The organism is Aliivibrio friggae (assembly GCF_057368515.1).
Window position 1 is genome coordinate 905,502 of record NZ_CM170649.1, and the last position, 23,612, is coordinate 929,113.

Genomic DNA, 23,612 nt, shown 5'->3' on the forward strand with positions numbered 1-23,612 from the left:
AGTTCAAAGTTTTTTTAAAATTCAACGTGAATAAGATCTCATTTAGGAATGCTTTTGTGAGCTAGCTCAACTCTAATCTAGATTAAGATCACGCTTTTAAGTGACAAGTGAAAAGGCGTAGAGAGTAGGAGGATGATTAAAGGGGCGTAATTACCGAAAATACATCCTGAAAATTGAATCATCACCTATTTTTACCTAACCCTACGGATGATTCGCTAATTATAAAGGAAGGATTCACAATGAAAAAAGTCCTCAGCACTGTCGCTTTATGCACAATGGCAGCTCTTGGTTCAATCAATGCTTCTGCAGCAATCGAAGAAGGTCAACTAACAATTTGGGTGACTGGTGATAAAGCCTACGAAGGTATGGCGGAAGTAGGTAAACGTTTTGAAGAAGATACAGGCATTAAAGTGACTGTTTCTTTCCCTGATAAAGCGGAAGAGAAGTTTCCTCAAGTAGCGGCAACCGGTGATGGTCCAGACATGATCTTCTATGCGCATGACCGTTTTGGTGGTTTTGCTGAAGCAGGTTTATTAGCGGAAATTAAACCATCTGAAGAATTGAAATCTGAAATTGTGGACTTTGCATGGGATGCCGTTGAATACAAAGGTAAAACAATCGCATACCCAGTGGCGATTGAATCAGTCTCTCTAATTTACAATAAAGCATTAGTAAAAACGCCACCAAAAAACTGGGAAGATATTCCTGCGTTAGATAAAGAATTAATGAAGAATGGTCAAAAAGCAATTATGTGGCCTTTACGTGGTGGTGCTTATTTCACATGGCCTTTATTAGCGGCTGACGGTGGTTATGCCTTTAAGAAAACAGCCGATGGCTATGATGTTAAGAACGCAGGTGTAAACCAAAAAGGCGTTCAAGATGCAATGAGCTTTATTGAGACCATGGTAAAAGACAAAACGATTTCAGCTGATATGGATTACTCAGTGGCTGAATCTGAATTTGTAAAAGGTAACGTTGCTATGATGATCAACGGTCCTTGGGGCTGGGCGAACGTTGAAAAAGCAGGCATCGATTATGGTGTAACAACACTGCCTAAGTTCCACGGACAAGCGTCTAAACCATTCGTTGGTGTTTGGGTTGGTGGTATCAGTGCGGTTTCTCCAAACAAAGATCTAGCGGTTGAATTCTTTGAAAGCTACTTATTGACGGATGAAGGTCTAAAAAGCTTAAACGATGATAAGCCACTAGGTGCAGTAGCATTAAACTCTTTCCAAGAGCAACTAGGTAATGATCCACGTATCGCAGCAACAATGGACAATGCAATGAATGGTGAAATTATGCCAAACATTCCAGAGTTCACAACGTTCTGGTACAGCATGGAAGAAGCTATTGGTAATGTGGTTGATGGTCGTCAAATGATTGGTGACGCACTAACGGCTGCTGAACAGCGCATGACAAAATAAATAGAATAATTTGAGAGAGGGAGTCTATCTATCTCCTTCTCTCGTTTGACTAAATCAACTTCTCATCAATGCATACCACTCTACTAAGTTTGTTTCCTCATTAATTGACTTACTAGGTTGGTATTTTTAAAAAGGTCTTGGAGCTTATGACAACAGCAGTCGCTTCGCATACAAATTATAAATCATTAGCAAAGTGGGGTTTATTATCCGCTATTGCTGCAATAAATGGCTATGTATGCGTACTTATGTATTCTCGTGGTGAAACTGCATTTGCAATGTTAACTTTGGTATTAACATCGCTAGCCGTTTATGTGTTTGGCAGTAAAAAAACGTATGCTCACAGATATACCTTTCCTGGTATTGCGGGCATGATTTTATTTATAATTTTCCCATTGGTTTACACTATTGGTTTAGCGTTCACCAATTACAGTGCCACTAACCAACTCACGTTAGAACGAGCACAAACGGTACAGCTTTCAAAAACATTCCAAAGTGGGAAGAGTTATAAGTTTCAGTTAATGAATCAAGGTAATGGTTACGCGTTAACCATCAAAGATTCAGGAGAGTTATTTGCAACTGAAACGTTTGATTTAGCCAATGCGGTTGAACGTGATCTTGTATTGACTCCTGTTGAGTCAATAAAAGGCAAGAAAGCAAAAATTAAAGAGATTATTGCGAAGCGTCCTAGCTTGAATTTAATCACATTGTCTTTGCCTTCTGGCGAAAGCATTAAGATGAGTGGTTTACGTAAATTTGCTGCAGTAGGACCTTTATTTGTTCTGCAAGATGATGGCGAAACACTTTATAACAACAAAACAGAAACCTATTTTAAAGCAAATCATGAAACAGGCTTCTATCAAGAAGTTAACGATAATGATGCTTTCGTTGGTGATCCTATTTCTCCTGGTTTTGTTGTTAACGTTGGTGCAGCTAACTTTGAACGAATTTGGAAAGATGATGGTATTAAAGAACCTTTCATTAGTATCTTTATTTGGACGGTGATCTTTGCTACCTGTACCGTTGTTTTCACTTTAGCAATAGGTTTGGTTCTTGCTGCGGTAGTGCAGTGGGAAGAGCTTAAAGGTCGTGCCGTTTACCGTTTGTTGTTAATTCTTCCTTATGCGGTTCCGGCGTTTATTTCTATCTTGATTTTCCGTGGTCTCTTTAACCAAAGTTTTGGTGAGATCAATATGCTGCTTGATAGTATGTTTGGTATTCAACCTAATTGGTTCTCAGACCCGTTCACAGCAAAAACAATGGTATTAATTGTGAACACTTGGCTAGGCTTCCCTTACATGATGATCCTATGTATGGGTCTATTGAAATCGATTCCAGAAGATCTTTATGAAGCTTCAGCTATTGATGGTGCAGGACCAATTCAAAACTTTTTCAATATCACAGTGCCAATGATGGTTAAACCATTAACACCGCTATTGATTGCCGCTTTTGCTTTTAACTTCAATAACTTTGTAATGATTGCGCTATTAACTAAAGGTGGTCCAAATATGATAGGAACCACAGAGCCTGCAGGTTATACCGACTTATTAGTAAGTTATACGTACCGAATCGCATTTGAAGGCAGTGGTGGTCAAGACTTTGGTTTAGCAAGTGCAATTGCAACGCTTATATTCCTATTGGTTGGTGGCTTAGCGTTACTAAACCTACGCTTCACTAAATTATCAAATAACTAGTCGTTAAAATAATAAATAATAGTTAAGTCGCTATTTATGAAGAGATTGTATTTAGCTACTTAACATCTAATAAATAAGGATTCATTGATATGCCAATGGTTCAAGGAAAAAACTTAAAATATCGTGTTTGGGCAACTCATGTAGCTATGTGGATTTTTTTAGCGATGATCATTTTTCCATTACTAATGGTTATTACTATTTCATTCCGTGAAGGTAACTTTGCTACAGGGAGTATTATTCCTGATAACCCATCATTAGAACACTGGAAACTAGCGTTAGGTATTGCGGTAGAGCATGCTGATGGAACAACGACTCAACCTCCATTTCCTGTTTTAACTTGGTTATGGAATTCAATTAAAGTCGCTGCGATAAGCTCTGTATTAATCGTTGTGTTATCTACAACCAGTGCGTATGCCTTTGCTCGACTACGTTTTAAAGGAAAAGAAACTATACTGAAAGGAATGATGATTTTTCAAATGTTCCCAGCGGTACTAGCCCTTGTCGCTTTATATGCTTTATTTGACAAACTAGGCCAATACATCCCATTTTTAGGGTTAAATACCCACGGTGGGCTTGTTTTTGCTTATCTTGGTGGTATTGCACTGCATGTTTGGACGATTAAAGGTTACTTTGAAACCATTGATAATTCATTAGAAGAAGCCGCTGCGTTAGATGGCGCAACGCCATGGCAGGCATTCCGTCTTGTGTTACTTCCGCTATCTGTGCCAATTTTGGCAGTTGTGTTTATTTTGTCTTTTATTGGTGTAATAACGGAGGTTCCTGTAGCATCTTTACTACTTTCTGATGTAAACTCGTACACATTAGCAGTTGGTATGCAACAGTATTTATACCCTCAGAACTACTTATGGGGCGATTTTGCGGCAGCTGCTGTATTATCAGCATTACCTATTACATTGGTTTTCTTACTTGCTCAGAAGTTTCTTGTGGGTGGTTTGACAGCTGGTGGTGTAAAAGGATAACGATAATTATACGGACCCGACACATTTTGGGCAGGGTCCATTTGCGTGAAGAGCTTTATGATGGTTTGGTCGCCGATCGGTAAAGTGTTCAGCGCAGTATTGGCATTACGCATAGCTGGGTAAGTGTTGCAGGATGCAACTTTACTTCTTGTAATCAGAGCCTGGGTATTATCACTCAGGCTTTTTTCTATCTAAAAGTTAGACATATGAAAAGAAGGGAAGGGAAGGGAAGGGAAGGGAAGGGAAGGGTTAGCTTAATTCAGGTCTATAAATTGTAGATTGATTTCTGCCATGCTCTTTAGAGTAATAGAGTGCTTTGTCTGCCATCTCTAACCAAGTTAAATAGTTATCATTTTCTTCGGATAACTCACAGACTCCTAAACTGACGTTATAAGTTATAGAAGAGCTACTATCACATTCAATCACTGTCTTTTCGATACGTTTACGCAGTCTTTCAGCAAAATAGAGAGCTTGCTCTGCATTGGTACCAGGAAGAATAACGGTAAATTCTTCACCTCCATAGCGCCCGCAAATGTCAGTGTTGCGAGAAGTCTTACGTAATAAATCTGCCGCGTTACGAATTACACCATCGCCGACGGTATGACCATAAGTATCATTAACTTTTTTAAAATGGTCGATATCAAAGATAACCACAGAAGATGTCGCCCCTGATATCTTTGCTTGTTCAAACTCTCTTTTTAAACATGACTCCCAATAGGCACGATTAAATAGTTTGGTTAATCCATCGGTTTTACTTAGATCTGATAATTGTTGATTCGACTCTTGTAAATGCAGCTTATTTTTGGCGATGTCAGTAACATCGTTAATCACTAAACTGACATGAGAAACCTGACCATTTAATGAAGTCAGTGGTGAGAAAGTAATGTTTTGACGCATCTCAGTCAAACCATTAGAGATCGGGGTAAAGTTCTTAAACTTGAATAAATAAGGCCTATCTTCCCAGCATGAAAAGCCGCGAGAATTTAAAGTAAATGAAGCATTTATTTTTTTCCTTAACCATTTTTCAGGCAGTTCTGGGATGACATCAAAAATAACATGCCCTAGGATCTTATCTGAAGTTATGCCACTGTAAGACTGCATGAAGTCATTCCAAGCACATACTTGGTAATCGTTATCTAATACAATTAATCCAGCATCTAAATCACCGATGACTTGCATCGCCCAATGAAAATCACTCATATCAGAGTTCATCATAATATACTCTCCAGAATGGCTTTAATGGCAGCTAAAGAATCGTTATCCATTAAAAAAATAACATCACATTTTAAATCAATTGTTTCCGCAGAATAGACAAATTCGATAGTAAAAATGTCATTATCATATTCTGTCAGGAAGGATGGTTTATGTCTTAATGCTGCTTTCAATTGGTCTGTCTCTAACACAATAGGTTGGCGTAATGAAATATCAATATCTAACTGTGTATTGAAAGACGATAGAAAAGAAGAGACTAAAAGGTTTGAGATATCCAAAATCGCTTCATTGGTTGTTATTTGCTCGTCGCCATTATCAACGTTTAATAATTCGGATAAATCGTCGCCATGCAAACAGACAAGTGCCTCACCATTAATCCCGTTACCCACAAACCGCTGTGAAATGGCACGATATTCTGAATTGTTTACAATATCTTGCAGTGTCATCTGTAATTCAGAGTGATGTAACGAAGCAACATTTGGTAGTGGCATGTCAATAAAACGGTCAAATTGTTCTGAAATGAGAGCGGCACTAGCACCTAGAGCAACATTACTGATCTCTTTAATATTGGCGATGACTTCTGAAAAAGAGAGGGTGTAGCTAGGGTTGTGATGGGCTAATTTAGCGCTTACAGGAATACCATACCGATGAAGAAGAGCCGCCATGACTTCAGGTTTAAATGGTTTTTCAAGAAATTCATGAGCGCCTAAGCTATAACAGCGCTGTTTTGCTTTTTCTTGAACATCTCCTGATACAACAATGATTTGAGTAGGGTGTGAGTTGATAGGTAGTCGTTCTAGAACACCAAATCCGTCCATTACTGGCATGGTTAAATCAAGAAAGAGTATATCAATCGAATGTTCTTTTAGTATCGCTAGAGCCTGAGAACCATCTTCCGCAAAAAAAAGAGAGTTTTCAGGTATCACCTCTATATTACTTGAGAGTGTTTTTCGTGCGACTTTCGAGTCATCACAAATTAATATATTCATTAAAGCTATAGTCAAAATTTGAACGGTACATCATTCTTGACAGTATGTATTTTTAAATCAACCTATTGATATTAAATAGTAGTGATAACAAGACAGAGTTAACATTTTTGCAATAAAATCGATGCAAGTGCAAATTATTTAAGAGATTGATAAGTTGATCTAGATCAGTGAAATTCAAGATCAAAGCAAAAAAAAGAAAAACAAAAGTTGAATAATTAAAAAAAAGTTGAATAATGGTAGGTAACAAAAGGCACAGATCTATGTGCAACCTACAGATGTATAATAAAGAGAATAATGATGAACAACGAATACGTATTAGTTATCAATTCAGGCAGCTCTTCACTAAAGTTTGCCGTTATCGATTCTGCTTCTGGTGATGCAGTATTAAGTGGTCTTGGTGAGTGTTTTGGCCTGGAAGATGCTCGTATGAGCTGGAAGTATCAGGGACAGAAAACAGAAATAGCCATTGAAGGCGAAGAGAATCACCATAAAATTGCAATTGGAAAATTAGTTGGACTAACTGAAGAGTTTGGTTTTACTGATGGCATCGTTGCTATTGGTCATCGTATCGTTCACGGTGGTGAAAAATTCACACAAACAGTTCGCATTTCTGAAGAAGTAACTCAAGAGATTGAAAGCCTATCAGACCTTGCTCCATTACATAACCCAGCAGGTGCTATTGGTATCCGTGCTGCTGTTGAAGCCTTCCCTTCTCTTCCTCAATTTGCGGTATTTGACACAGCGTTCCACCAAACTATGCCGAAGCGTGCATACACAGGTGCTATTGCTAAAGAGTTATATACTGATTTTGGTGTTCGTCGTTACGGTTTCCACGGCACAAGTCATTATTTTGTAAGCCGTGAAGCTGCGAAAATGATTAATAAGCCAATTGAAGAATCGAGCTTCATCTCAGTTCACCTAGGTAATGGCGCATCGGTTTGTGCAATTAAAGACGGTAACAGTGTTGATACATCAATGGGCTTTACCCCACTTTCTGGTCTAATGATGGGTACACGTTGTGGTGACTTAGATCCAGGCATCATTGAGTACCTACTTAAAAAAGGTTGGTCACAAGAGCAAGTATTTAACTCTCTAAACAAAGAGTCTGGTTTCCTAGGTGTGTCCGGCTTAACAAGTGATGCTCGTGGTATCCTTGAAGCGATGGAAGAAGGTCACGAAGGTGCAACATTAGCATTCCAAGTATTCACATACCGTGTAGCTAAGTACGTTGCTTCTTACCTAGCAGCGTTAGATTCTCTAGATGGCATCATCTTTACTGGTGGTATCGGTGAGAACTCTTTACCAATTCGTCGTGAAATCTTAAACAACCTTAAAATTCTAGGATTTGTTGAAGATGTTGCTGGCAACGAAGCTGCTCGTTTTGGCGCTGATGGCATTGTCGCTAAATCAGAAATGCTAAATGCAGTAGCAATGGTTATCCCAACTAACGAAGAATTTGTAATTGCTCAACAGTCTGTTGAACTACTGTAAATCCTTCTAAAATACAGAATATTAAAAAGCGAGCTATGATGGCTCGCTTTTTTTATATCCAATCATTTATTGATATTAATGTAATTATGAATGACCGTTCGAATAAATAGCTCACAAACCAATATTTTGACACGGTTCTTTTTTAAAGAAAATATATACTCATGATTTCTCCTTCTAGCGTGGCATTAAATTAGCTATTTATCTCGATAGAAATAAAAATCGATGGTGCTGATCAGCTTTGTGCTTTAAACCCTCAGATTTTTCGGAAGATTTGGGATCTTGTCCTATAGTTAGAATATACAAGAGACAAGCAATATCGTTTCTACTCCATAATAATTTAAATTAAAGAGTAATGAGATATGCAATTAATCTACCTGAGTATTTTTTTACTGTTTGGCTTAACAAGTACCGTGTTACAGGCTGGTGAAGTTAGATTATTTACGTGGGAAGGCTATTTTTCAGATGAAATATTAGCAGATTTTGAAAAACAAACAGGCCATACTGTTAAACAGATTTACTTTGAAAGCGAATCTTTGCGAGATGATGTTGTGTACTCTGGAAAGGCATCAGCATACGACTTATTTATTCTCGACGGCTATACAGTAAAAACCTTTGGTGAAAAAGGTATTTTAAATGCAATCAACCCATCCCAGTCCTCTGAGTTAACTTACTTCTCTGATGGAGCAAAAGAAGCTTGCCATCAATATGGAATTCCTTATTCGTTTGGTTCTATTGGGATTGGCTATAGAAGTTCAAAAGTAGCGGAGACATTTGGTTCATGGATGGATGTTTTTGATTATGCGAAAGAACATCCAGGTAAAGTCGTTATTCCTGATGAAGACATGGATACTGTTGCTATTGCGTTGATGGCTTTAGGTTACCATCCAATGGCCAATGAGGAGTCGGAACTAAAAGAAGCTTATAAATTACTCAATGAAGTAATAGGTGACCTATTAGTTTTTAGAAATAGTCTTGGTTATGCGATTGATGAGGGTACGGAGTCAGTCATGGATGTTGCTGTATTTTATTCTGGTGAGACAGAGCAAATATCTAAAACAACAGGTCAAGATGATTGGGAATACACCATTCCTCGTGAAGGGACATTACTATGGTATGAGTGTTTTTCTTCTCTAGCAAACAAGCCGTTAAGCCAAGCCTCGTTATCATTTCTTCAGTTTATTAGTACCCCAAAAAACGCAATAGAAAATGCAGAAAAAATATGGTTTGCAACCGCAAATGATCGAGCGCTGACGTTAGCAAATGATGAATATTTGAATGATACAGAGTTGTTTCCGCCAGCAGCAGAAGCACGACAGTATTATTATTATGAACCTCTAGACAGTAATGCTCTAAAAATTAGAGGGAATATAATTAACGTACTGTCAAAAGAATAAGGAGATTCGAATGAAGTTATCCGCCAAAATCAATTTCATCATACTCCCAGTAATGCTTGTTATCTTTTCTCTTGCAGGAATATTGTCTTACAACAGCCAAAAAACGCAATTGATTTCATCTTTAAGTGAAAAAATTGAATATGAATTGAAGCATATCTCAGACAGTTTAAAAGATTCACTTTATGAATTGGATTCTGTTGCGAATATGTTTCTAGGAGGCCAAAGCGTAAATAAGTACCTTAACAACTTAAGGTTTGATAGTCATAAAAACTACTCGAATAAAGAACTTGTTAAAAGTATTAATCAATTAGAGTTGAGAGGGGGTGAAATAGTAAGCTTTGGTATACTTAACTCAGATAAGGAAGAGGTCTTTTTATATGATGCAGAAGACCCATTTGCAACAATTGAGATCACTGAGGCTATTACAGAGCATTTCGCTTATATCAATGAAAATATAAAGCCACAAGGTGTTTCAGAACTTCAGCCATCTAGGTATCAACTTCTAATGACCGAAAAAAGAGGTAACGAGATACTTTGGATAAGAACGTTCTCACCTGATCAAGCAATATCCACGACCTCTTTTTCTAAGGGACACTCCATTTATACTGCGATTATTAAATTACGTTTACCAAGAGCCACAAATTATATGCATGAGCTAAAAAGCAGCCTTGGTGAAAATGTATTGATTAATATTTCTCCCATTGGGCATTCACAAACAATGGAGAGTGTAACAACGCTAAACTTCATGAATGATAAAGACATTAATTACGGATTATATCTAGCAAATCAGTTGTGGAAAATCGAAGTTTCAGTGCCATATACTTATTTGGATAAGCTGTACCAACCATATCGATTTTTATTCTTGTCTATCGTTATTGCAGTTACAGGGATTACATTTATTCTTTTAAAATCGTTGATTACAAGTCGAATTATTAATCCGGTCGTTAATTTGACCAAACAAGTGGAAGATACCGTTCCTGGGGACAAACTTCGAATAGCAAGGCTTCAAAGTAATGATGAAGTCTCCTTATTGACGAATAAATACATCGATTTAATAATGAAACTAGATAACATTGCAAAATATGATCATCTAACAGGGCTAGCCAACCGGATCCAGTTTCAATTAGAACTTAGTAAACTTGTATCGAATAGTTTGAATCAACAGACTCGATTTGCGATGTTTTATATTGATTTAAATAACTTTAAAAGTGTGAATGAACGATTTGGTCATTTTATTGGAGATCAGGTTTTAAAGGTGTTTTCTACTCGTTTAGCTGAGTCTTTACATGAGACAAATCTTACTCATGGTGACGAAAGTCAATTTGATATCGCTCGATTATCGGGTGATGAGTTTGGGCTTGTTATTCACAATGTGAGAGATATGAATAATGTAGTTCAAGCAGCTAAAAATATTATCTCTCTTTTTGATGAAGGATTTAGAATAGATAATCACCTCTTTGATATCGGGATCAGCATTGGTATCGCAATGTACCCTGATGATGCAGAAGATGCCGATCATGTCATAAAAAAAGCCGATATAGCCATGTACTCAGCAAAAAGCTGTAGCCACAGTGCATACCAATTTTATACATCAAAATTGTCTTATGAAATCGAACGATATGAAAAAGTTACGATGAGTTTAAAAGACGCACTAGTCAATAATGAGTTTTATTTAGTCTATATGCCTATATATGACTGCCAAAATGGGTCTTTGCGTGGTTGTGAAGTATTATTACGCTCAACTAATGAGACCTTAGCTGCTTATGGGCCAGAGCAGTTTATTCCTATAGCTGAAAAATCAGGTTTGATTAAAGATATGGATTATTGGGTTCTTGAATCTGCATTTCAAAAGTTATCAAAATGGATAAAAAAATTCAGTTTTTCAGGGGTCCTTGCGATTAACTTTTCTTCATGGCAATTAAAAAACCCAGAATTTGTAGAAAAAGTATCAGGTCTCATTGATACTTACCAAGTTCCCCCTCAGCTTATTGAGCTCGAAATTACTGAGACCTGTTTTGTGCCAGGAGAGCATAAAAACGGAGATATATTATCGGCTTTACATGGCTTAGGAGTAAATCTTTCATTAGATGATTTTGGAACAGGATTTACCGCTTTTAGCCAATTAATCGATTATCCTATTGATATTTTAAAGATAGACCGAATGTTTATTAATGAGATTAATAAAGGTAAAACTGAAGATAGGCCTCTAGTGGATATTATTGTCGATGTTGCAAAACTGTATCACTTAGAAGTTGTTGCTGAAGGGGTTGAAACGGAAGAACAGCTTAATTATGTGCGGGCGCTTGGTTGCCAGTTAGTTCAAGGCTATTTTTTATCTAAACCACTACCTGAAGCGGAGTTTGTTTTGTTACTTGAGAAAAGCAATTCACAGGTGAGTGAAATAGTTTTAGATAAGGAAGGTAATGGTGATCTAAGCTCTCCTCGCTGTCAGGTACTTTGAGGTAAACCGTTGAAAATAATAAGGCAGAATAAACAGTGATGTAAATCACAAATGCTGCTATAATCGCCTGAAATTTGAAAAGCTGGACATGTGGGCCAGTTTTTTTATGTCTATTTGAATAACTAATTGGAATGTACTGTGCTAACGACTGCTAACATCACAATGCAATTTGGCGATAAGCCTCTTTTTGAAAATATTTCTGTTAAGTTTGGTAACGGTAACCGTTACGGTTTAATCGGCGCAAACGGCTGTGGTAAATCTACCTTCATGAAAATCTTAGGTGGAGAGTTAGAACAGTCTGGCGGTACAGTATCAACTGATCCTAATGAGCGTATGGCTAAATTAGGTCAAGACCAATTCGCATTTGAAGAATACACAGTAATCGATACTGTGATCATGGGTCATAAAGAGCTATGGAAAGTAAAAGAAGAGCGTGACCGTATCTATTCTTTACCTGAAATGTCAGATGAAGATGGCATGCGTGTTGGTGATTTAGAGACTGAATTTGCGGAAATGGATGGCTACTCAGCTGAAGCTCGTGCGGGTGAACTTCTATTAGGCCTAGGTCTTCCTGAATCACAGCACTTTGGCTTAATGAGCGAAGTTGCTCCAGGTCTTAAAGTTCGTGTTCTACTAGCTCAAGTACTGTTTGCTGAACCAGATATCATGCTTCTTGATGAACCAACGAACAACTTGGACATGCATACAATTGCGTGGTTAGAAGATGTTCTTCTTGCTCGTAACTGCACAATGATCATCATCTCGCATGACCGTCATTTCTTGAACGCAGTGTGTACACACATGGCTGATGTAGATTACGGTGATATTTGTCTGTTCCCAGGTAACTACGACGAGTACATGACAGCAGCAACACAAGCTCGTGAACAACTTCAAGCAGACAATGCGAAGAAGAAAGCACAAATTGCTGATCTACAAACGTTCGTAAGCCGTTTCTCTGCAAACGCATCAAAAGCGAAACAAGCAACGTCTCGTCAGAAGCGTTTGGATAAAATTGAACTAACAGAGATTAAAGCATCTAGCCGTCAATCTCCGTTCATTCGTTTTGACCAAGAAAAACCACTTTTCCGTAATGCATTAGAAGTTGAAGGCCTAAAACAAGGCTACGATGAAAACATTTTAATCAATGGTGTAAACCTAATGGTTGAAGTGGGTGAACGCATTGCAATCATCGGTGAGAATGGTATTGGTAAATCAACGTTCCTAAATACGTTAGCGGGCGAGATGGAACCAATGTCTGGCATGGTGAAGTGGTCTGAAAATCACAACATCGGCTTTTATGCACAAGACCACAGCCATGATTTTGAAGAAGATGTAAATCTATTAGATTGGATGGGTCAGTGGAAACAAGAAGGCGATGACGAGCAAGTTGTTCGCGGCATTCTTGGTCGTATGCTTTTCTCTCAAAGTGACATTAAGAAATCAGTAAAAGTGATTTCTGGTGGTGAGCAAGGTCGTATGTTATTTGGCAAGCTAATCATGCAAAAAGCAAACATCCTTCTTATGGATGAACCAACAAACCACATGGATATGGAATCAATCGAAGCATTGAACTTGGCTCTTGAGAACTACAAAGGTACATTGATGTTTGTATCTCATGACCGTCAGTTTGTATCTTCTATTGCAACGCGCATCATTGAAATCACGAAAGATGGCGTTAACGATTTCCACGGTACTTACGAAGAGTACCTAGCAAAACAAGGCTTAAAAGGCTAATTCAGAAATCTAATATTCTGGATAGAAAATAAAAAATGGAAGACTAGAGATAGTCTTCCATTTTTTATATCTGTTATAAGTGAATTTTCAGCTTCAGATTACTTAGTGAATCTGTCAAACTCTGAAATAGACGCACGTCCACGCAGTGCTAAGAATTTAAGGAACTGGCTAGGGGTATGAGTAATCATTTTCTCTAGAGGAAAGCCTACAGCATCAATAAGTAGTTCTACTTTTTCAAACTTACCAATATCTGTACAGAAGTGTGCATCACTTCCTGTAGTGATATAGGCTCCTAGCTCTTTAGCTACTTTGGCAATGTCATAACAACGGTCAATACTACCAATGCGACTGCCGCCTTTTAGAGAGGTATTGTTGATTTCTATTGCGACGTTGTTATCCACCGCACATTGAATGACTTCTTTAAAATTAAAATTAAAATTTGGGTTTCCAAGATGCCCCAATGCATCGACTCGTCCTGATTGAATAATATTCAAAAGAGCTTGTGTATGAACTTCTTTATTTTGAGGAGGAAAAACAGGTTCATGGAAACTAGCAATGATCCAATCAAGGTTTTGATCAACAGAGAGGGGGATATCAATGTCACCTTCGATATTGCATATATTAACCTCGCAGCCTCTTATTATAGCCACTCCATGAAGAAACCGAGGTAATACTCTCTGATTACTGAAAAACCAGTAATGCGGCGCACCAGGCATTGAAGAGGCATGATCTGTCGTGCAAAACATTGGTAAACCAAGTTGGGAGGCAGAAAAAGCGTTTTCACTGATTGTACTGTAAGCGTGGCCACTAGCGTAGGTGTGGGTATGAGTATCTACTTGAATGCGCATTAGTTTTCTCCTTTAAACTATAATGCGATCAGTATAACCGATTTTTGCAACTTTTAGCTTTGACATTTGTCTGACAAAGTGTAGGAAAAAGAGAAGTAACATTCATGTTGTTGATGAAAGCGTTAAGATATTTGGAGTTTGTTATGATTAGTACAGAAACAATTAAAATTGAACTGAATGAACTGACAGTTTATCAATTACGAAACTTACAGCATGCGATCAATAAAAAGTTAAAAGAAAAGACAGCAATAAAAGAGCCATCTATTAGTGAGCTTCTAACAAATGAAGAATTAGATATGCTAGCTGAGGTTATGAAAGTTTAGTTTTTGTAACTTTGCGTCAGCATTAAAAGAATGAGTGTTTAAAAGGTGACCGCAATGGATCACCGTAGTGTAAGTGTTAACCCATAAATAGCCAGATAGCGACACCAATCATCAAACTACCTGAAATTCGGTTCATGATCTTTACGTTATTTGAATGACCAAGGACACGTTTCAGACCTTTCCCACCGACTGCATACAGTGTCATACATAAAAACTCACAAACCAAAATGATCGAGACAAGTGCGATTAACTGCGGTGCAATAGCATGACTTCCATCGATAAATGGAGGAAGTAATGAGACCATAAAAGCCCAACCTTTTGGGTTAGCTATTGCGGTTACAAAACCTTGAACCACTAAATCCCAATCTTTTCCTTTCGGTGCCTCTGTAGGTTCTCCTGTCATAGCAAGCTTGCCTTTTGAGCGCCACATTTGAATGCCAATATAAGCAAGGTAACTGGCACCCACTGCTTTAAACCCAGTAAATAACCATGGGTAATTAAGCATAATAGCAGCGACACCTAATACTGCAGCAACAGCGACGATAGCTACGCCAACTAATTCACCTGCCATCATCCAAAGTGTGCGTTTATAACCAATACTCATCCCTAAGCTTAGTGCTAATGTCATGCACATACCAGGAGTAACAGAGACGAAGAAAAAAGTAGGGACAAAAGCCCATAAAATAGCCGTATTCATTATATTTACTAGGTAAAAGGGTATAGCAAAATAGAGTACGGAAATTAAACTTAAAAGCAATGTAAATGTTTACACGATAATGTTAATTTTAATAATAGTGTTACATAAATCAACTTAGCTTACTTTTTAAATAGCGAATAAAGAGTTGCGTTCGAGTGTGTTCGTAATCCAATGTAGGATAATACGCATTGACTGAAATATGATCAGTCGTCATTTCAGGTAACACGGCGATTAAATTACCAGAATCAATATCATCAATGAGCATTTGCTTACTAGCTAACAAGATCCCCATTCCTCGTTTGGCAGCATGGAATAGAGCTTCAGGGTTGGTCGTTGCAAAGTTACCTCGTAGAGTGACTCGCTTTCCATTTGCTAGCTTTATTTCTCGGACCGGACGTTCTCCCCAAATCAGCATATTATGATGCTTTAGTTCATCAACATTATTTGGCATGCCGTGTTTTTCTATATACTCTTTTGAGGCGAAAAATCCTGAGTGATGCTCAAAGAGAGGCGTAGATTTATAGCTAAAGGTATTGAGCTGCTCGAGTTCTCGACTAATAAAGACATCAATATTACTTTCAGGGACTTGGCCTGGTAGGGTTGTGATCAACTGAACTTTAATCTTTGGGTAGGTTGCTAGAAATTCATCCAAATATTTGATGATAAATTTAGATCCGACGGCAAGCGTTGCGCCTATTTTTAATAGTCCTGTCGGTGTTTGATTAATCGCTCGAGTTTCATCAACTAAATGCTGCCATTGGTCTAGTTGTAGCCGGGCACGTTGATAAAATAGAATGCCGGCTTCAGTTTGATGAACAGAACGCGTCGTTCTAGTTAATAGTTGTACCCCAACCCGATCTTCAAGCCAGTTGATGCGTTTACTAATAGCAGAGCCTGACGTATTCATTTGAAAAGCCGCGGAATTAAAGCTGCCTTCCTCTACTACTTTTATATAACTTCTAACGCACTCTATCCAATCCATGATTAATTCCTATTAGGACGCAATGTGATTCCTCTAGTTACTATTATCAATGATATTGATTGAATGTAAACTGGCTAAATGAATAAAAATAAGACACAAACGCTGCCATCAGGTCGCTTAAATAAAACGCCATTACTTCTTGCTATGATGATCATTGCGACGGGGCAAGTTGGTGTGAGTATTTATCTGCCATCACTGCCATTAATCAGTCAAGATCTTGGAGTTTCATCTGCAGATGTCCAACTCTTAGTCACGCTGTTTTTAGTTGGCTTTGGTGGTTCGCAACTGTTTTATGGCCCTTTATCTGATGCATTAGGTCGACGTCCTATCTTTATTTTAGGGCAGGGGATTTACTTGTTAGGTACCGTACTGTGCTTTGCCATGACAGATGATTTTACTGCGTTAGTGTTTGGTCGATTGCTTCAAGGACTTGGAGCGGGCAGTGCATCGGTCCTTGGGCGAAGTGTATTAAGGGACAGTTACAGCGGACATCACTTAACCAAGGCTATGTCTTATATATCAATAACGGCTTCTATATTGCCTATTCTTGCTCCTGTGATTGGAGGTTGGATTGCGTGGCACTTTAGCTGGCAATGGGTATTTGGCTTTGTACTGATTTATCTCGCGAGTATCTTAGCGATTGGTTATTTTATCTTGCCTGAGACGCTTCCGTATAAACCACAAAAATTCAGCTTTGTTCAAACATTACGAGATTATGGTTCTTTATTTAGCAATGCGCAGGTGATCTCAAGCGCGAGCTTAAATTGGGTAAGTTATTTGAGTAGCTTGGTTTCAGTCTCTTTGTTGCCATTTTTACTGCAAGATGGGTTAGGGTTAACTGCCGCTGAATATGGGCAAGTGATGATCATTCCCTCGGCAGGGCTTATGATCGGTAGCTTTATTCTTAATAGTTTAAATAAACGCTGTAGTGTTATTCAATTAATGGGTATAGCGCTTGGGATAATGGCAGTGTCAGGCTTATCTTTGGTTATTCTTGAGACCTCATTATTTTCATTGGTTTTTGGCTTTACATTACTTGCTGTGGCTCAAGGCATTTCATTCCCACTTTCTATTAACTTATTATTGTCTCCGCACACTAAAAAAGTAGGCACTATTTCTGCTTTATCAGGCTCTGTTCAAATGTGTTTAGCTGGGGTGCTTGGGGGGTATTTGGTAAAAAATTGGGTGATAGATCAAAACAGTTTAGGCTTATTTTATTTACTGATCACAGTGATTATGTTCTTTGTTTTATTATGGAACAAACAAGTTCAGGGTGAAAATGAGTAATATAATCAAATCATTACGCTACTTTCAGTGAAGAGTTCTAGATTCTTTAATGAGCACAAAAGATAAATGGTGTTTAATTTTTCAATAAGTTAAATATTAGAGATTATATGTTAAACTTTTAAATTTGTGTGAAGTAAAGCACTGTGTGGTTTGATTTATCAGCATTTCTGCGTAAATAATAGATATGTAAGATATATGTTAATTTATTGCAGGAGGCATCATGTTACATTCACACGATACAACATTGCAGCTGACACAGTTAAGTCACGCTGCGGTTCATCAACTCGCACCTTCATTTTCTGGTCTACCTCAGACCATGCACGCTGATGGTAATTTTCGATTAAGGCGTTATTCCGTTATTCGAATGGTGAATGAAAAAGTTATCGAGACGAATAAGCATAACTTTGTGCAAAGTGAAGATATTAACCATTATCAAGGTGATGTGGTTCGTGAGTTTGAAGGTATTGAAAGTAAGATCCTACACAGTGAAGGTATGGCTGAAATGTGCCAGGTCTTTATGGATCTTAATCATTTACCAAATGGTCAAGAGATTGAAATACATCAAATGCGAATTGCGGCGATTTACGAAGAAACCGAGATAGCCCCAGAAGGCGTCCACCAAGATGGTTTTGATCATATCGCATTAATTGGTATCGATCGATCAAATATCGAAGGAGGAGAATTACTTGTATACAAAGATTCAAACGAAGAACCATTTTTTAGGAAAATTTTAGAAGATGGTGAAGTTGCTATGGTTGATGATAGAAAGCTGTGGCACAACGGCAAGCCAATTCGATTGATTGAACAAGGTCATGAAGGGCATATGGATGTATTTGTATTAACCGCAAAGGATAATGTTGATGACTTTCACGCCTGATCAAGTTCGCTCTCAATTTTCAGCACTTACACAAAAAATTGATGAGTTTCCGGTACTGTTTTTAGATGGTCCCGGAGGCTCTCAAGTACCTAATTCTGTACTGACAGCAATGACTGAATATCTGGGTTATTCTAATTCCAATTTAGGCGGCCATTTTTTTTCAAGCCAAACGACAAATAATGTGATGGATACTGCTCGTTCTTCTTGTGCTGCATTAGTAAATGCACCAAGCAGTAATAATATTGTCTTTGGTGCCAATATGACGTCCTTAACGTTTCAATTAAGTCGAGCTATAAGTCGAGAATGGAAAGAGGGTGATGAGATCATCGTTACGGCATTGGATCATTATTCGAACGTATCAAGCTGGCAGCAAGCCGCTGAAGATAAAGGGGTAATAGTTCATCAAGTTCGAGTTAATACCACTGATTGCACGCTAGATATGGATCATTTTTTTTCACTGTTGTCTGATAAAACCAAGCTAGTTGCCACGACGTTCGCCTCTAATACTACAGGGTCTTTAGTTGATGTGAAGTCGATAATTAACGCTGCACATGCTGTTGATGCAATGGTGTATGTTGATGCGGTTCATTACGCCCCTCATCATTTGATCGATGTGCAAGATCTTGATTGTGACTTCTTAGCTTGCTCGGCCTATAAATTTTTTGGTCCCCATGTTGGCATTGCTTATGTTTCTCCTAAATGGATACAAACGCTGTCGCCATATAAAGTTGAACCTGCTACAAATATAGGGCCTGGCCGATTTGAGACAGGCACACAAAGCTTTGAAGGGCTTGCTGGCGTTACAGCAGCTATTGAGTATTTGGCTCAGTGGGGAGCAAAAGAGGCGGGTTTACGAGAAAGACTTATCTCTAGTTTTACTCAATATGAACAACATGAATTGGCATTGACTCACTATTTTTTAAATAAATTAGAAAGCAGGCCTTGGATTTCATTGTTTGGTATTAGTGATCCTGAAAACTGCACTAATCGGACCCCAACGTTTGCTATTCGACTTCAAGACCATACGCCAGAAGTCGTAGCTAAAGAATTAGGTTCGCACAATGTGTGTGTATGGAATGGACATTTTTATGCGCTTGGTTTGATTAAGCAGCTTAATTTAGAAGAGTGTGGTGGTGTTGTGCGGATTGGATTTATGCACTACAACACCATCGATGAAATAGACTACTTATTTTCGCTATTAGATGCATTGGCATAAAACGCAGCAATGTCTTTTAAGTCTTGATCATTAAGTCGTTGCAGCTGGGCCTTCATCATTTGTGCGAGGGGGCCCTTTCGTTCGTCATTTTGATATGATTTCATTGAGTTATATAAATACATTTCATTTTGCATATCCAAATTAGGGTAGCTTGAATCTATTGCTTTTCCTGTTTCGCCGTGACAAAAAATACAACTTGGTGCTTTTAGTTTACCTAGCTTGGCATCGCCGGCACTGATATTAAATGAAAAAAACGCTATAAAAATTAAATATTTAGCCACAATTAAAACCTTATGTATTAATAGTTAATTAAGCCAATACATTTTCTTTTAGTCAAGAGTATTTATTGCTTTTTGAGATGCAGTTTATGTTTCTATCATTAACTTTAGTTGCCCCTTATTTTTCTACGGAAATAAAGTGAGCAAGTTTGCTTTATAGTATAACATGCATAAAAGATTTGAGTGTGCAGTTAGCTGTAAGGGGCATGAGTGTTTGATTATTTGATGAAGAACTTTCCGTCTAATAAATATTTAGCGGGTATTAGTAATGTATTTATTATGCTACTTCCTATCTCATTACTTTCATCGTTTTCTTTACTTGCTTCTAATGGCGCAGAGCTGTTTGAATTATCAAGCATCAGCAGAGATTTACACTTAACAAGCACGCTTATTTCACAACTATTTCCAGTTTTACTCGTTGTCTTCTTTTCTCAATATCTAGCTTCACTTCATAAACAGCCTATCATTGCTATTATCACCTCTTCGATTTTGGTTTATTTTATTGTTTGCCCTCAATGGGGAGAAGGTGAAGGGACAGCTGCAATTCCAATCAATTTTCCTTTTGCTATTCTTCTTCCTATTTTAGTCAGCTCTTGTTATCAATACTTTAAATTATGGTCTTTTTTTAAAGACTCACATTTACCTAGCGTAGTTGAGCGATCAATCAATCTTGTTATTTCAGTATCTACAATCAGCATTTTTATTGTTGCTGTTAGTTATGTTCTTAAATACGTTGTTTTTGATAATTTGCAACTCGAATTTGAAATGCCAACATTAGATCCTATGTCACTTTTTGATGGCATTGTTTACGAGTTGAGCCGTGGGTTATTTTGGTCAATTGGTATTAATGGCCATGTGGTGCTATCAAGCTATAAGTCAGAGCTTTTTGCTGTTACAGAAGAGAGTTTGGCACTAATAGAACTTGGTAAAGGAACAATGCCTATTTTAACCAGTAACTTCTATGATTTTTACACTGGGATGGGAGGGGCAGGAAACTCTCTTAGTTTAGTGTTATGTGTGTTGATTTTTGCAAAAAATAAAGGCTATAAAAATCTTGCTCAAGCCGCATTTTTGTTAAGTATCTTTAATATTAATGAGCCGATACTTTACGGTTTACCAATCATGTTTAACCCTATAATGATTGTTCCTTTTTTAATTGCTCCTATTGCGGGGTTAATTATTGCTTATTTTGCTACGCTATGGGGCATAGTCCCGCCAATTATGGGGGTAATAAGTTGGATGACACCGCCTATCATTGGTGGCTATCTAGGAACTAATGGTGCAATTTCAGCTTCGATATTACAAGGTGTCATTTTACTTGTTGGTATGGCTATTTATTATCCATTTTTTATGAGAATGGACAAATTAAGCATAGGTAGAACCGCTTTAGACTCATTAACTGAACGATTCTTTTCCTCAGAAAAAATTGATACAACTAAGGCGATTGGCAGTTATATTCCGCATTTAACAAAAAATATGGCAGCCCAAAAAGAAGTTGAACATTTGCATAAAACAGGTGATTTCATTCTTTACTATCAGCCGCAATATAATGTGAAGCAGAACAAGATTGTCTCATTAGAAGCTTTAATTCGACATCGTTCATACTCAGGGAAAATTACGCCTCCGACCTTTATTCAGTCATTTTCAGAGCTTGGATTACTGGCGGAATTAGATTTTTGGGTATTAGAAAAAGCAATTATGACAGCAAGTCTTTATGCTGATGATCCCAACTTTAAAATTTCTATTAATGTTTCTCCTGAGACGGTATTAGTACCAACATTTTTACCAACGTTATCGCGTCTTATTACGACGAGTAATTTAAAGTTTTCACAGCTTGAACTAGAAATAACAGAAGAACTGCTGATTAAAGATGAAGAAAAAACAAAGGAAATACTAACCCAACTTAGATCTCTAGGTGTTAAGATCGCGTTAGATGATTTTGGATCTGGCTATTCTTCAATTGCCTACTTATCTCGTTTTGATTTTGATAAAGTAAAAATTGACCGCTCATTATTATTGAATATTGATACATTACGCGGACAAAAGCTATTTAGGCTTTCTGTTGAATTAGGTCGGATCACAGGTGCAGGTATTGTGGTTGAAGGGGTAGAAACGTCTAGTGAACTTGAGTTTGTTCAATCACTGGGCGTTGAATGCATCCAAGGCTTTTTCTTTTATCGACCAATGCCAATCGAAGATGTGATAGATCTTGGTCTGATTACTTGCTTAAAAGATGATGTTGCTTAATTAAATCGAATATCAGTTTAAATAATTTTTATCGTAAACTAAACCGTTCGCTGTTATGACGAGCGGTTTTTTATTTGCGTTTTATATAATAGCTAAGTCGCATTGAGTGACATTAATTGAGATTTATTAGGTTAAAACCGTCTATAGTCTAGAGAGTGATCCAAACATGAATCTCTTTCGTAATAGTTAGAAATAATTACGGAGGTAGATATGCAAACTCAGCAAATAGAGGTTAGCAGTCGAGTGAACTCTAGTTATAAGCAACTGCCAATAAACAGTGAAGAAGAGATAGCCAAGCTAGATGTTTGGTTAAATCTGGTAGGAGAAACTCAAGATAAACAGGCATTTTCTGAGCTGTTTTCTTGGTTTGCACCCAAAATTAGAGCGTATGGATTAAAGAAATTCAATGATCCAACGTTAGCAATGGATTTAGTTCAAGAGACGATGACGCTTGTTTGGCGAAAAGCGGCCTTATTTAATCAGGTTAAAGGGAATGCCTCTGGGTGGATATTTACCGTCATGCGTAATCACAGCTTTGATATGTTACGTAAAATGCAATCAAATAGAGAAGATACGGTCAGTGATGAGTTATGGCCTTTGTTTGATAAGCAAGTCGAGACTGTAGAGCTAGATTGGCTTGAAACTAAAAAATTGAAAAAAGCAGTCAGTGTACTGCCTAGTAATCAGCGAGTAGTTGTTGAAGGAATTTATGAACAAGGCTTGACTCAACAAGAGCTTTCTGAGCAACTTAGTGAACCAATCGGAACGATTAAATCACGGCTACGTTTAGCATTAACCAAATTAAGACAGGAGTATGAGCATGAATAAAATTACCCACCATCCTAGCGATGCATTATTACGTTCTCATGTTGACGGTGATTTACCTGAATCTCTTGCTGTTGGTATGACGCTACATTGTGATTTGTGTGAACATTGTAAGCGTAAATCAGAGAAATTAACTCAAGAATTTGCAGCGAAAGCATGGCAAGAACCAGTAGAAGCGGAATCGATTGATTTTTCTCAAATGCTCAACGGTATATTAAATACCGAGGTTGAAACTAGCTATTTGAAAGAGCCATCGGTAGAGCATATCTTTATTGATTCTTTTCATTATGAATTACCTCGTGTATTAACTCGTTATGTTGATATGAAATGGAATCAAATGGGGGCGGTCAGTCGTGCTCGTTTGATAGAAGAGGGAGCGACACGATCTAACTTACTGCACATTAACGCGGGTGGTGTGATCCCAACGCATACCCATAAAGGCTTTGAGTTAACTTTATTGTTAGATGGCAGCTTTGAAGATGAATCAGGACATTATCATAAAGGTGATTTTATTTGGTTAGATTCTTCACATGCCCATAGCCCTAAAACCACTGATGGGTGTTTATGTTACACCGTACAAAATGCGCCACTTCACTTTACCCAAGGAATAAGTAAATTATTTAACCCGATAGGTAACTTATTGTACTAATATATAA

Annotated in this window: 20 protein-coding genes; 14 read left to right on the forward strand and 6 right to left on the reverse strand. The window is 37.7% G+C overall.

Going from position 1 to position 23,612, the window contains the following annotated elements:
• Positions 1 to 239: 239 nt before the first annotated feature.
• From malE to malG, 3 genes are all read left to right on the forward strand, one after another.
• On the forward strand, positions 240 to 1,424 hold the full coding sequence (gene malE / locus AC2INI_RS17490; RefSeq protein ID WP_122032684.1) for a maltose/maltodextrin ABC transporter substrate-binding protein MalE: 1,185 nt from the start codon (positions 240 to 242) through the stop codon (positions 1,422 to 1,424).
• Positions 1,425 to 1,570: 146 nt separating this feature from the next.
• Entirely contained in the window at positions 1,571 to 3,115 is a 1,545-nt protein-coding gene (gene malF, locus AC2INI_RS17495; RefSeq protein WP_486305856.1) for a maltose ABC transporter permease MalF, read from the forward strand.
• A gap of 89 nt (positions 3,116 to 3,204) precedes the next feature.
• Positions 3,205 to 4,095 (forward strand): maltose ABC transporter permease MalG, encoded by an 891-nt coding sequence (gene malG / locus AC2INI_RS17500; RefSeq protein ID WP_446702330.1) that lies wholly within the window; start codon positions 3,205 to 3,207, stop codon positions 4,093 to 4,095.
• A 249-nt stretch (positions 4,096 to 4,344) separates the two neighbouring features.
• Here malG and AC2INI_RS17505 read toward each other — a convergent pair whose 3' ends face one another.
• Positions 4,345 to 5,307, reverse strand: coding sequence for a sensor domain-containing diguanylate cyclase (locus tag AC2INI_RS17505; protein WP_162922461.1), 963 nt, complete (start codon positions 5,305 to 5,307; stop codon positions 4,345 to 4,347).
• Positions 5,307 to 6,296 (reverse strand): response regulator, encoded by a 990-nt coding sequence (locus AC2INI_RS17510; protein WP_122032688.1) that lies wholly within the window; start codon positions 6,294 to 6,296, stop codon positions 5,307 to 5,309. Before AC2INI_RS17510 ends, AC2INI_RS17505 begins: the two co-directional genes overlap by 1 nt.
• A 297-nt stretch (positions 6,297 to 6,593) precedes the next feature.
• Here AC2INI_RS17510 and AC2INI_RS17515 point away from each other — a divergent pair, with 297 nt between their 5' ends.
• From AC2INI_RS17515 to AC2INI_RS17530, 4 genes are all read left to right on the forward strand, one after another.
• Positions 6,594 to 7,787, forward strand: coding sequence for an acetate/propionate family kinase (locus AC2INI_RS17515; RefSeq protein ID WP_162922462.1), 1,194 nt, complete (start codon positions 6,594 to 6,596; stop codon positions 7,785 to 7,787).
• Between the two features lie 359 nt (positions 7,788 to 8,146).
• On the forward strand, positions 8,147 to 9,181 hold the full coding sequence (locus tag AC2INI_RS17520) for an ABC transporter substrate-binding protein (RefSeq protein WP_486305857.1): 1,035 nt from the start codon (positions 8,147 to 8,149) through the stop codon (positions 9,179 to 9,181).
• A 10-nt stretch (positions 9,182 to 9,191) separates the two neighbouring features.
• Positions 9,192 to 11,642, forward strand: coding sequence for a putative bifunctional diguanylate cyclase/phosphodiesterase (locus AC2INI_RS17525; protein WP_486305858.1), 2,451 nt, complete (start codon positions 9,192 to 9,194; stop codon positions 11,640 to 11,642).
• Positions 11,643 to 11,780: 138 nt separating this feature from the next.
• Positions 11,781 to 13,376, forward strand: coding sequence for an ABC-F family ATPase (locus AC2INI_RS17530; RefSeq protein WP_486305859.1), 1,596 nt, complete (start codon positions 11,781 to 11,783; stop codon positions 13,374 to 13,376).
• A 98-nt stretch (positions 13,377 to 13,474) separates the two neighbouring features.
• On the opposite strand, the gene AC2INI_RS17535 is transcribed toward AC2INI_RS17530, so the two are convergent.
• Positions 13,475 to 14,224: a PHP domain-containing protein gene (locus AC2INI_RS17535; RefSeq protein WP_486305860.1), complete on the reverse strand. Its 750-nt coding sequence runs from the start codon at positions 14,222 to 14,224 to the stop codon at positions 13,475 to 13,477.
• Positions 14,225 to 14,367: 143 nt separating this feature from the next.
• Between AC2INI_RS17535 and AC2INI_RS17540 the strand changes: the two genes are divergently transcribed.
• The gene (locus tag AC2INI_RS17540; protein WP_122032694.1) at positions 14,368 to 14,547 is read left to right on the forward strand and encodes a hypothetical protein; all 180 of its coding nucleotides are present in this window, start codon (positions 14,368 to 14,370) and stop codon (positions 14,545 to 14,547) included.
• Positions 14,548 to 14,623: 76 nt separating this feature from the next.
• On the opposite strand, the gene AC2INI_RS17545 is transcribed toward AC2INI_RS17540, so the two are convergent.
• Together AC2INI_RS17545 and AC2INI_RS17550 are read right to left on the reverse strand one after the other, a co-directional pair.
• A complete protein-coding gene (locus AC2INI_RS17545; protein ID WP_122032695.1) occupies positions 14,624 to 15,244 on the reverse strand; it encodes a LysE family translocator in 621 nt (206 codons plus the stop codon).
• A gap of 109 nt (positions 15,245 to 15,353) precedes the next feature.
• On the reverse strand, positions 15,354 to 16,226 hold the full coding sequence (locus AC2INI_RS17550; protein WP_486305861.1) for a LysR family transcriptional regulator: 873 nt from the start codon (positions 16,224 to 16,226) through the stop codon (positions 15,354 to 15,356).
• A gap of 78 nt (positions 16,227 to 16,304) precedes the next feature.
• Here AC2INI_RS17550 and AC2INI_RS17555 point away from each other — a divergent pair, with 78 nt between their 5' ends.
• The 3 genes from AC2INI_RS17555 (at position 16,305) to AC2INI_RS17565 (ending at position 19,606) form a co-directional block, all read left to right on the forward strand.
• A complete protein-coding gene (locus AC2INI_RS17555) occupies positions 16,305 to 17,513 on the forward strand; it encodes a multidrug effflux MFS transporter (RefSeq protein ID WP_486305862.1) in 1,209 nt (402 codons plus the stop codon).
• A gap of 220 nt (positions 17,514 to 17,733) precedes the next feature.
• The gene (locus tag AC2INI_RS17560) at positions 17,734 to 18,390 is read left to right on the forward strand and encodes a 2OG-Fe dioxygenase family protein (protein ID WP_122032698.1); all 657 of its coding nucleotides are present in this window, start codon (positions 17,734 to 17,736) and stop codon (positions 18,388 to 18,390) included.
• Positions 18,374 to 19,606, forward strand: a complete 1,233-nt coding sequence (locus AC2INI_RS17565) for a cysteine desulfurase-like protein (protein WP_122032699.1) — start codon at positions 18,374 to 18,376, stop codon at positions 19,604 to 19,606. Before AC2INI_RS17560 ends, AC2INI_RS17565 begins: the two co-directional genes overlap by 17 nt.
• Here AC2INI_RS17565 and AC2INI_RS17570 read toward each other — a convergent pair.
• Entirely contained in the window at positions 19,573 to 19,887 is a 315-nt protein-coding gene (locus AC2INI_RS17570) for a c-type cytochrome (RefSeq protein WP_162922448.1), read from the reverse strand. The genes AC2INI_RS17565 and AC2INI_RS17570 overlap by 34 nt on opposite strands.
• Positions 19,888 to 20,094: 207 nt before the next feature.
• Between AC2INI_RS17570 and AC2INI_RS17575 the strand changes: the two genes are divergently transcribed.
• From AC2INI_RS17575 to AC2INI_RS17585, 3 genes are all read left to right on the forward strand, one after another.
• Complete coding sequence (locus AC2INI_RS17575; RefSeq protein WP_486305863.1) at positions 20,095 to 22,131, forward strand: EAL domain-containing protein; 2,037 nt, start codon at positions 20,095 to 20,097, stop codon at positions 22,129 to 22,131.
• 210 nt (positions 22,132 to 22,341) lie between these two features.
• On the forward strand, positions 22,342 to 22,959 hold the full coding sequence (locus AC2INI_RS17580) for a sigma-70 family RNA polymerase sigma factor (protein WP_486305864.1): 618 nt from the start codon (positions 22,342 to 22,344) through the stop codon (positions 22,957 to 22,959).
• Positions 22,952 to 23,605 carry a ChrR family anti-sigma-E factor gene (locus tag AC2INI_RS17585; protein ID WP_045104093.1) on the forward strand — a complete coding sequence of 218 codons (654 nt, stop codon included), beginning with the start codon at positions 22,952 to 22,954 and terminating at the stop codon, positions 23,603 to 23,605. Before AC2INI_RS17580 ends, AC2INI_RS17585 begins: the two co-directional genes overlap by 8 nt.
• Positions 23,606 to 23,612: the final 7 nt, after the last annotated feature.

Coding starts and splice junctions, on each gene's coding strand:
- AC2INI_RS17550 (WP_486305861.1), bottom strand. CDS start 16,226: ATGGATTGGATAGAGTGCGTTAGAAGTTATATAAAAGTAGTAGAGGAA.
- malG (WP_446702330.1), top strand. CDS start 3,205: ATGCCAATGGTTCAAGGAAAAAACTTAAAATATCGTGTTTGGGCAACT.
- malE (WP_122032684.1), top strand. CDS start 240: ATGAAAAAAGTCCTCAGCACTGTCGCTTTATGCACAATGGCAGCTCTT.
- AC2INI_RS17585 (WP_045104093.1), top strand. CDS start 22,952: ATGAATAAAATTACCCACCATCCTAGCGATGCATTATTACGTTCTCAT.
- malF (WP_486305856.1), top strand. CDS start 1,571: ATGACAACAGCAGTCGCTTCGCATACAAATTATAAATCATTAGCAAAG.
- AC2INI_RS17525 (WP_486305858.1), top strand. CDS start 9,192: ATGAAGTTATCCGCCAAAATCAATTTCATCATACTCCCAGTAATGCTT.
- AC2INI_RS17545 (WP_122032695.1), bottom strand. CDS start 15,244: ATGAATACGGCTATTTTATGGGCTTTTGTCCCTACTTTTTTCTTCGTC.
- AC2INI_RS17510 (WP_122032688.1), bottom strand. CDS start 6,296: ATGAATATATTAATTTGTGATGACTCGAAAGTCGCACGAAAAACACTC.
- AC2INI_RS17540 (WP_122032694.1), top strand. CDS start 14,368: ATGATTAGTACAGAAACAATTAAAATTGAACTGAATGAACTGACAGTT.
- AC2INI_RS17520 (WP_486305857.1), top strand. CDS start 8,147: ATGCAATTAATCTACCTGAGTATTTTTTTACTGTTTGGCTTAACAAGT.
- AC2INI_RS17560 (WP_122032698.1), top strand. CDS start 17,734: ATGTTACATTCACACGATACAACATTGCAGCTGACACAGTTAAGTCAC.
- AC2INI_RS17515 (WP_162922462.1), top strand. CDS start 6,594: ATGAACAACGAATACGTATTAGTTATCAATTCAGGCAGCTCTTCACTA.
- AC2INI_RS17535 (WP_486305860.1), bottom strand. CDS start 14,224: ATGCGCATTCAAGTAGATACTCATACCCACACCTACGCTAGTGGCCAC.
- AC2INI_RS17555 (WP_486305862.1), top strand. CDS start 16,305: ATGAATAAAAATAAGACACAAACGCTGCCATCAGGTCGCTTAAATAAA.
- AC2INI_RS17505 (WP_162922461.1), bottom strand. CDS start 5,307: ATGAACTCTGATATGAGTGATTTTCATTGGGCGATGCAAGTCATCGGT.
- AC2INI_RS17580 (WP_486305864.1), top strand. CDS start 22,342: ATGCAAACTCAGCAAATAGAGGTTAGCAGTCGAGTGAACTCTAGTTAT.
- AC2INI_RS17565 (WP_122032699.1), top strand. CDS start 18,374: ATGACTTTCACGCCTGATCAAGTTCGCTCTCAATTTTCAGCACTTACA.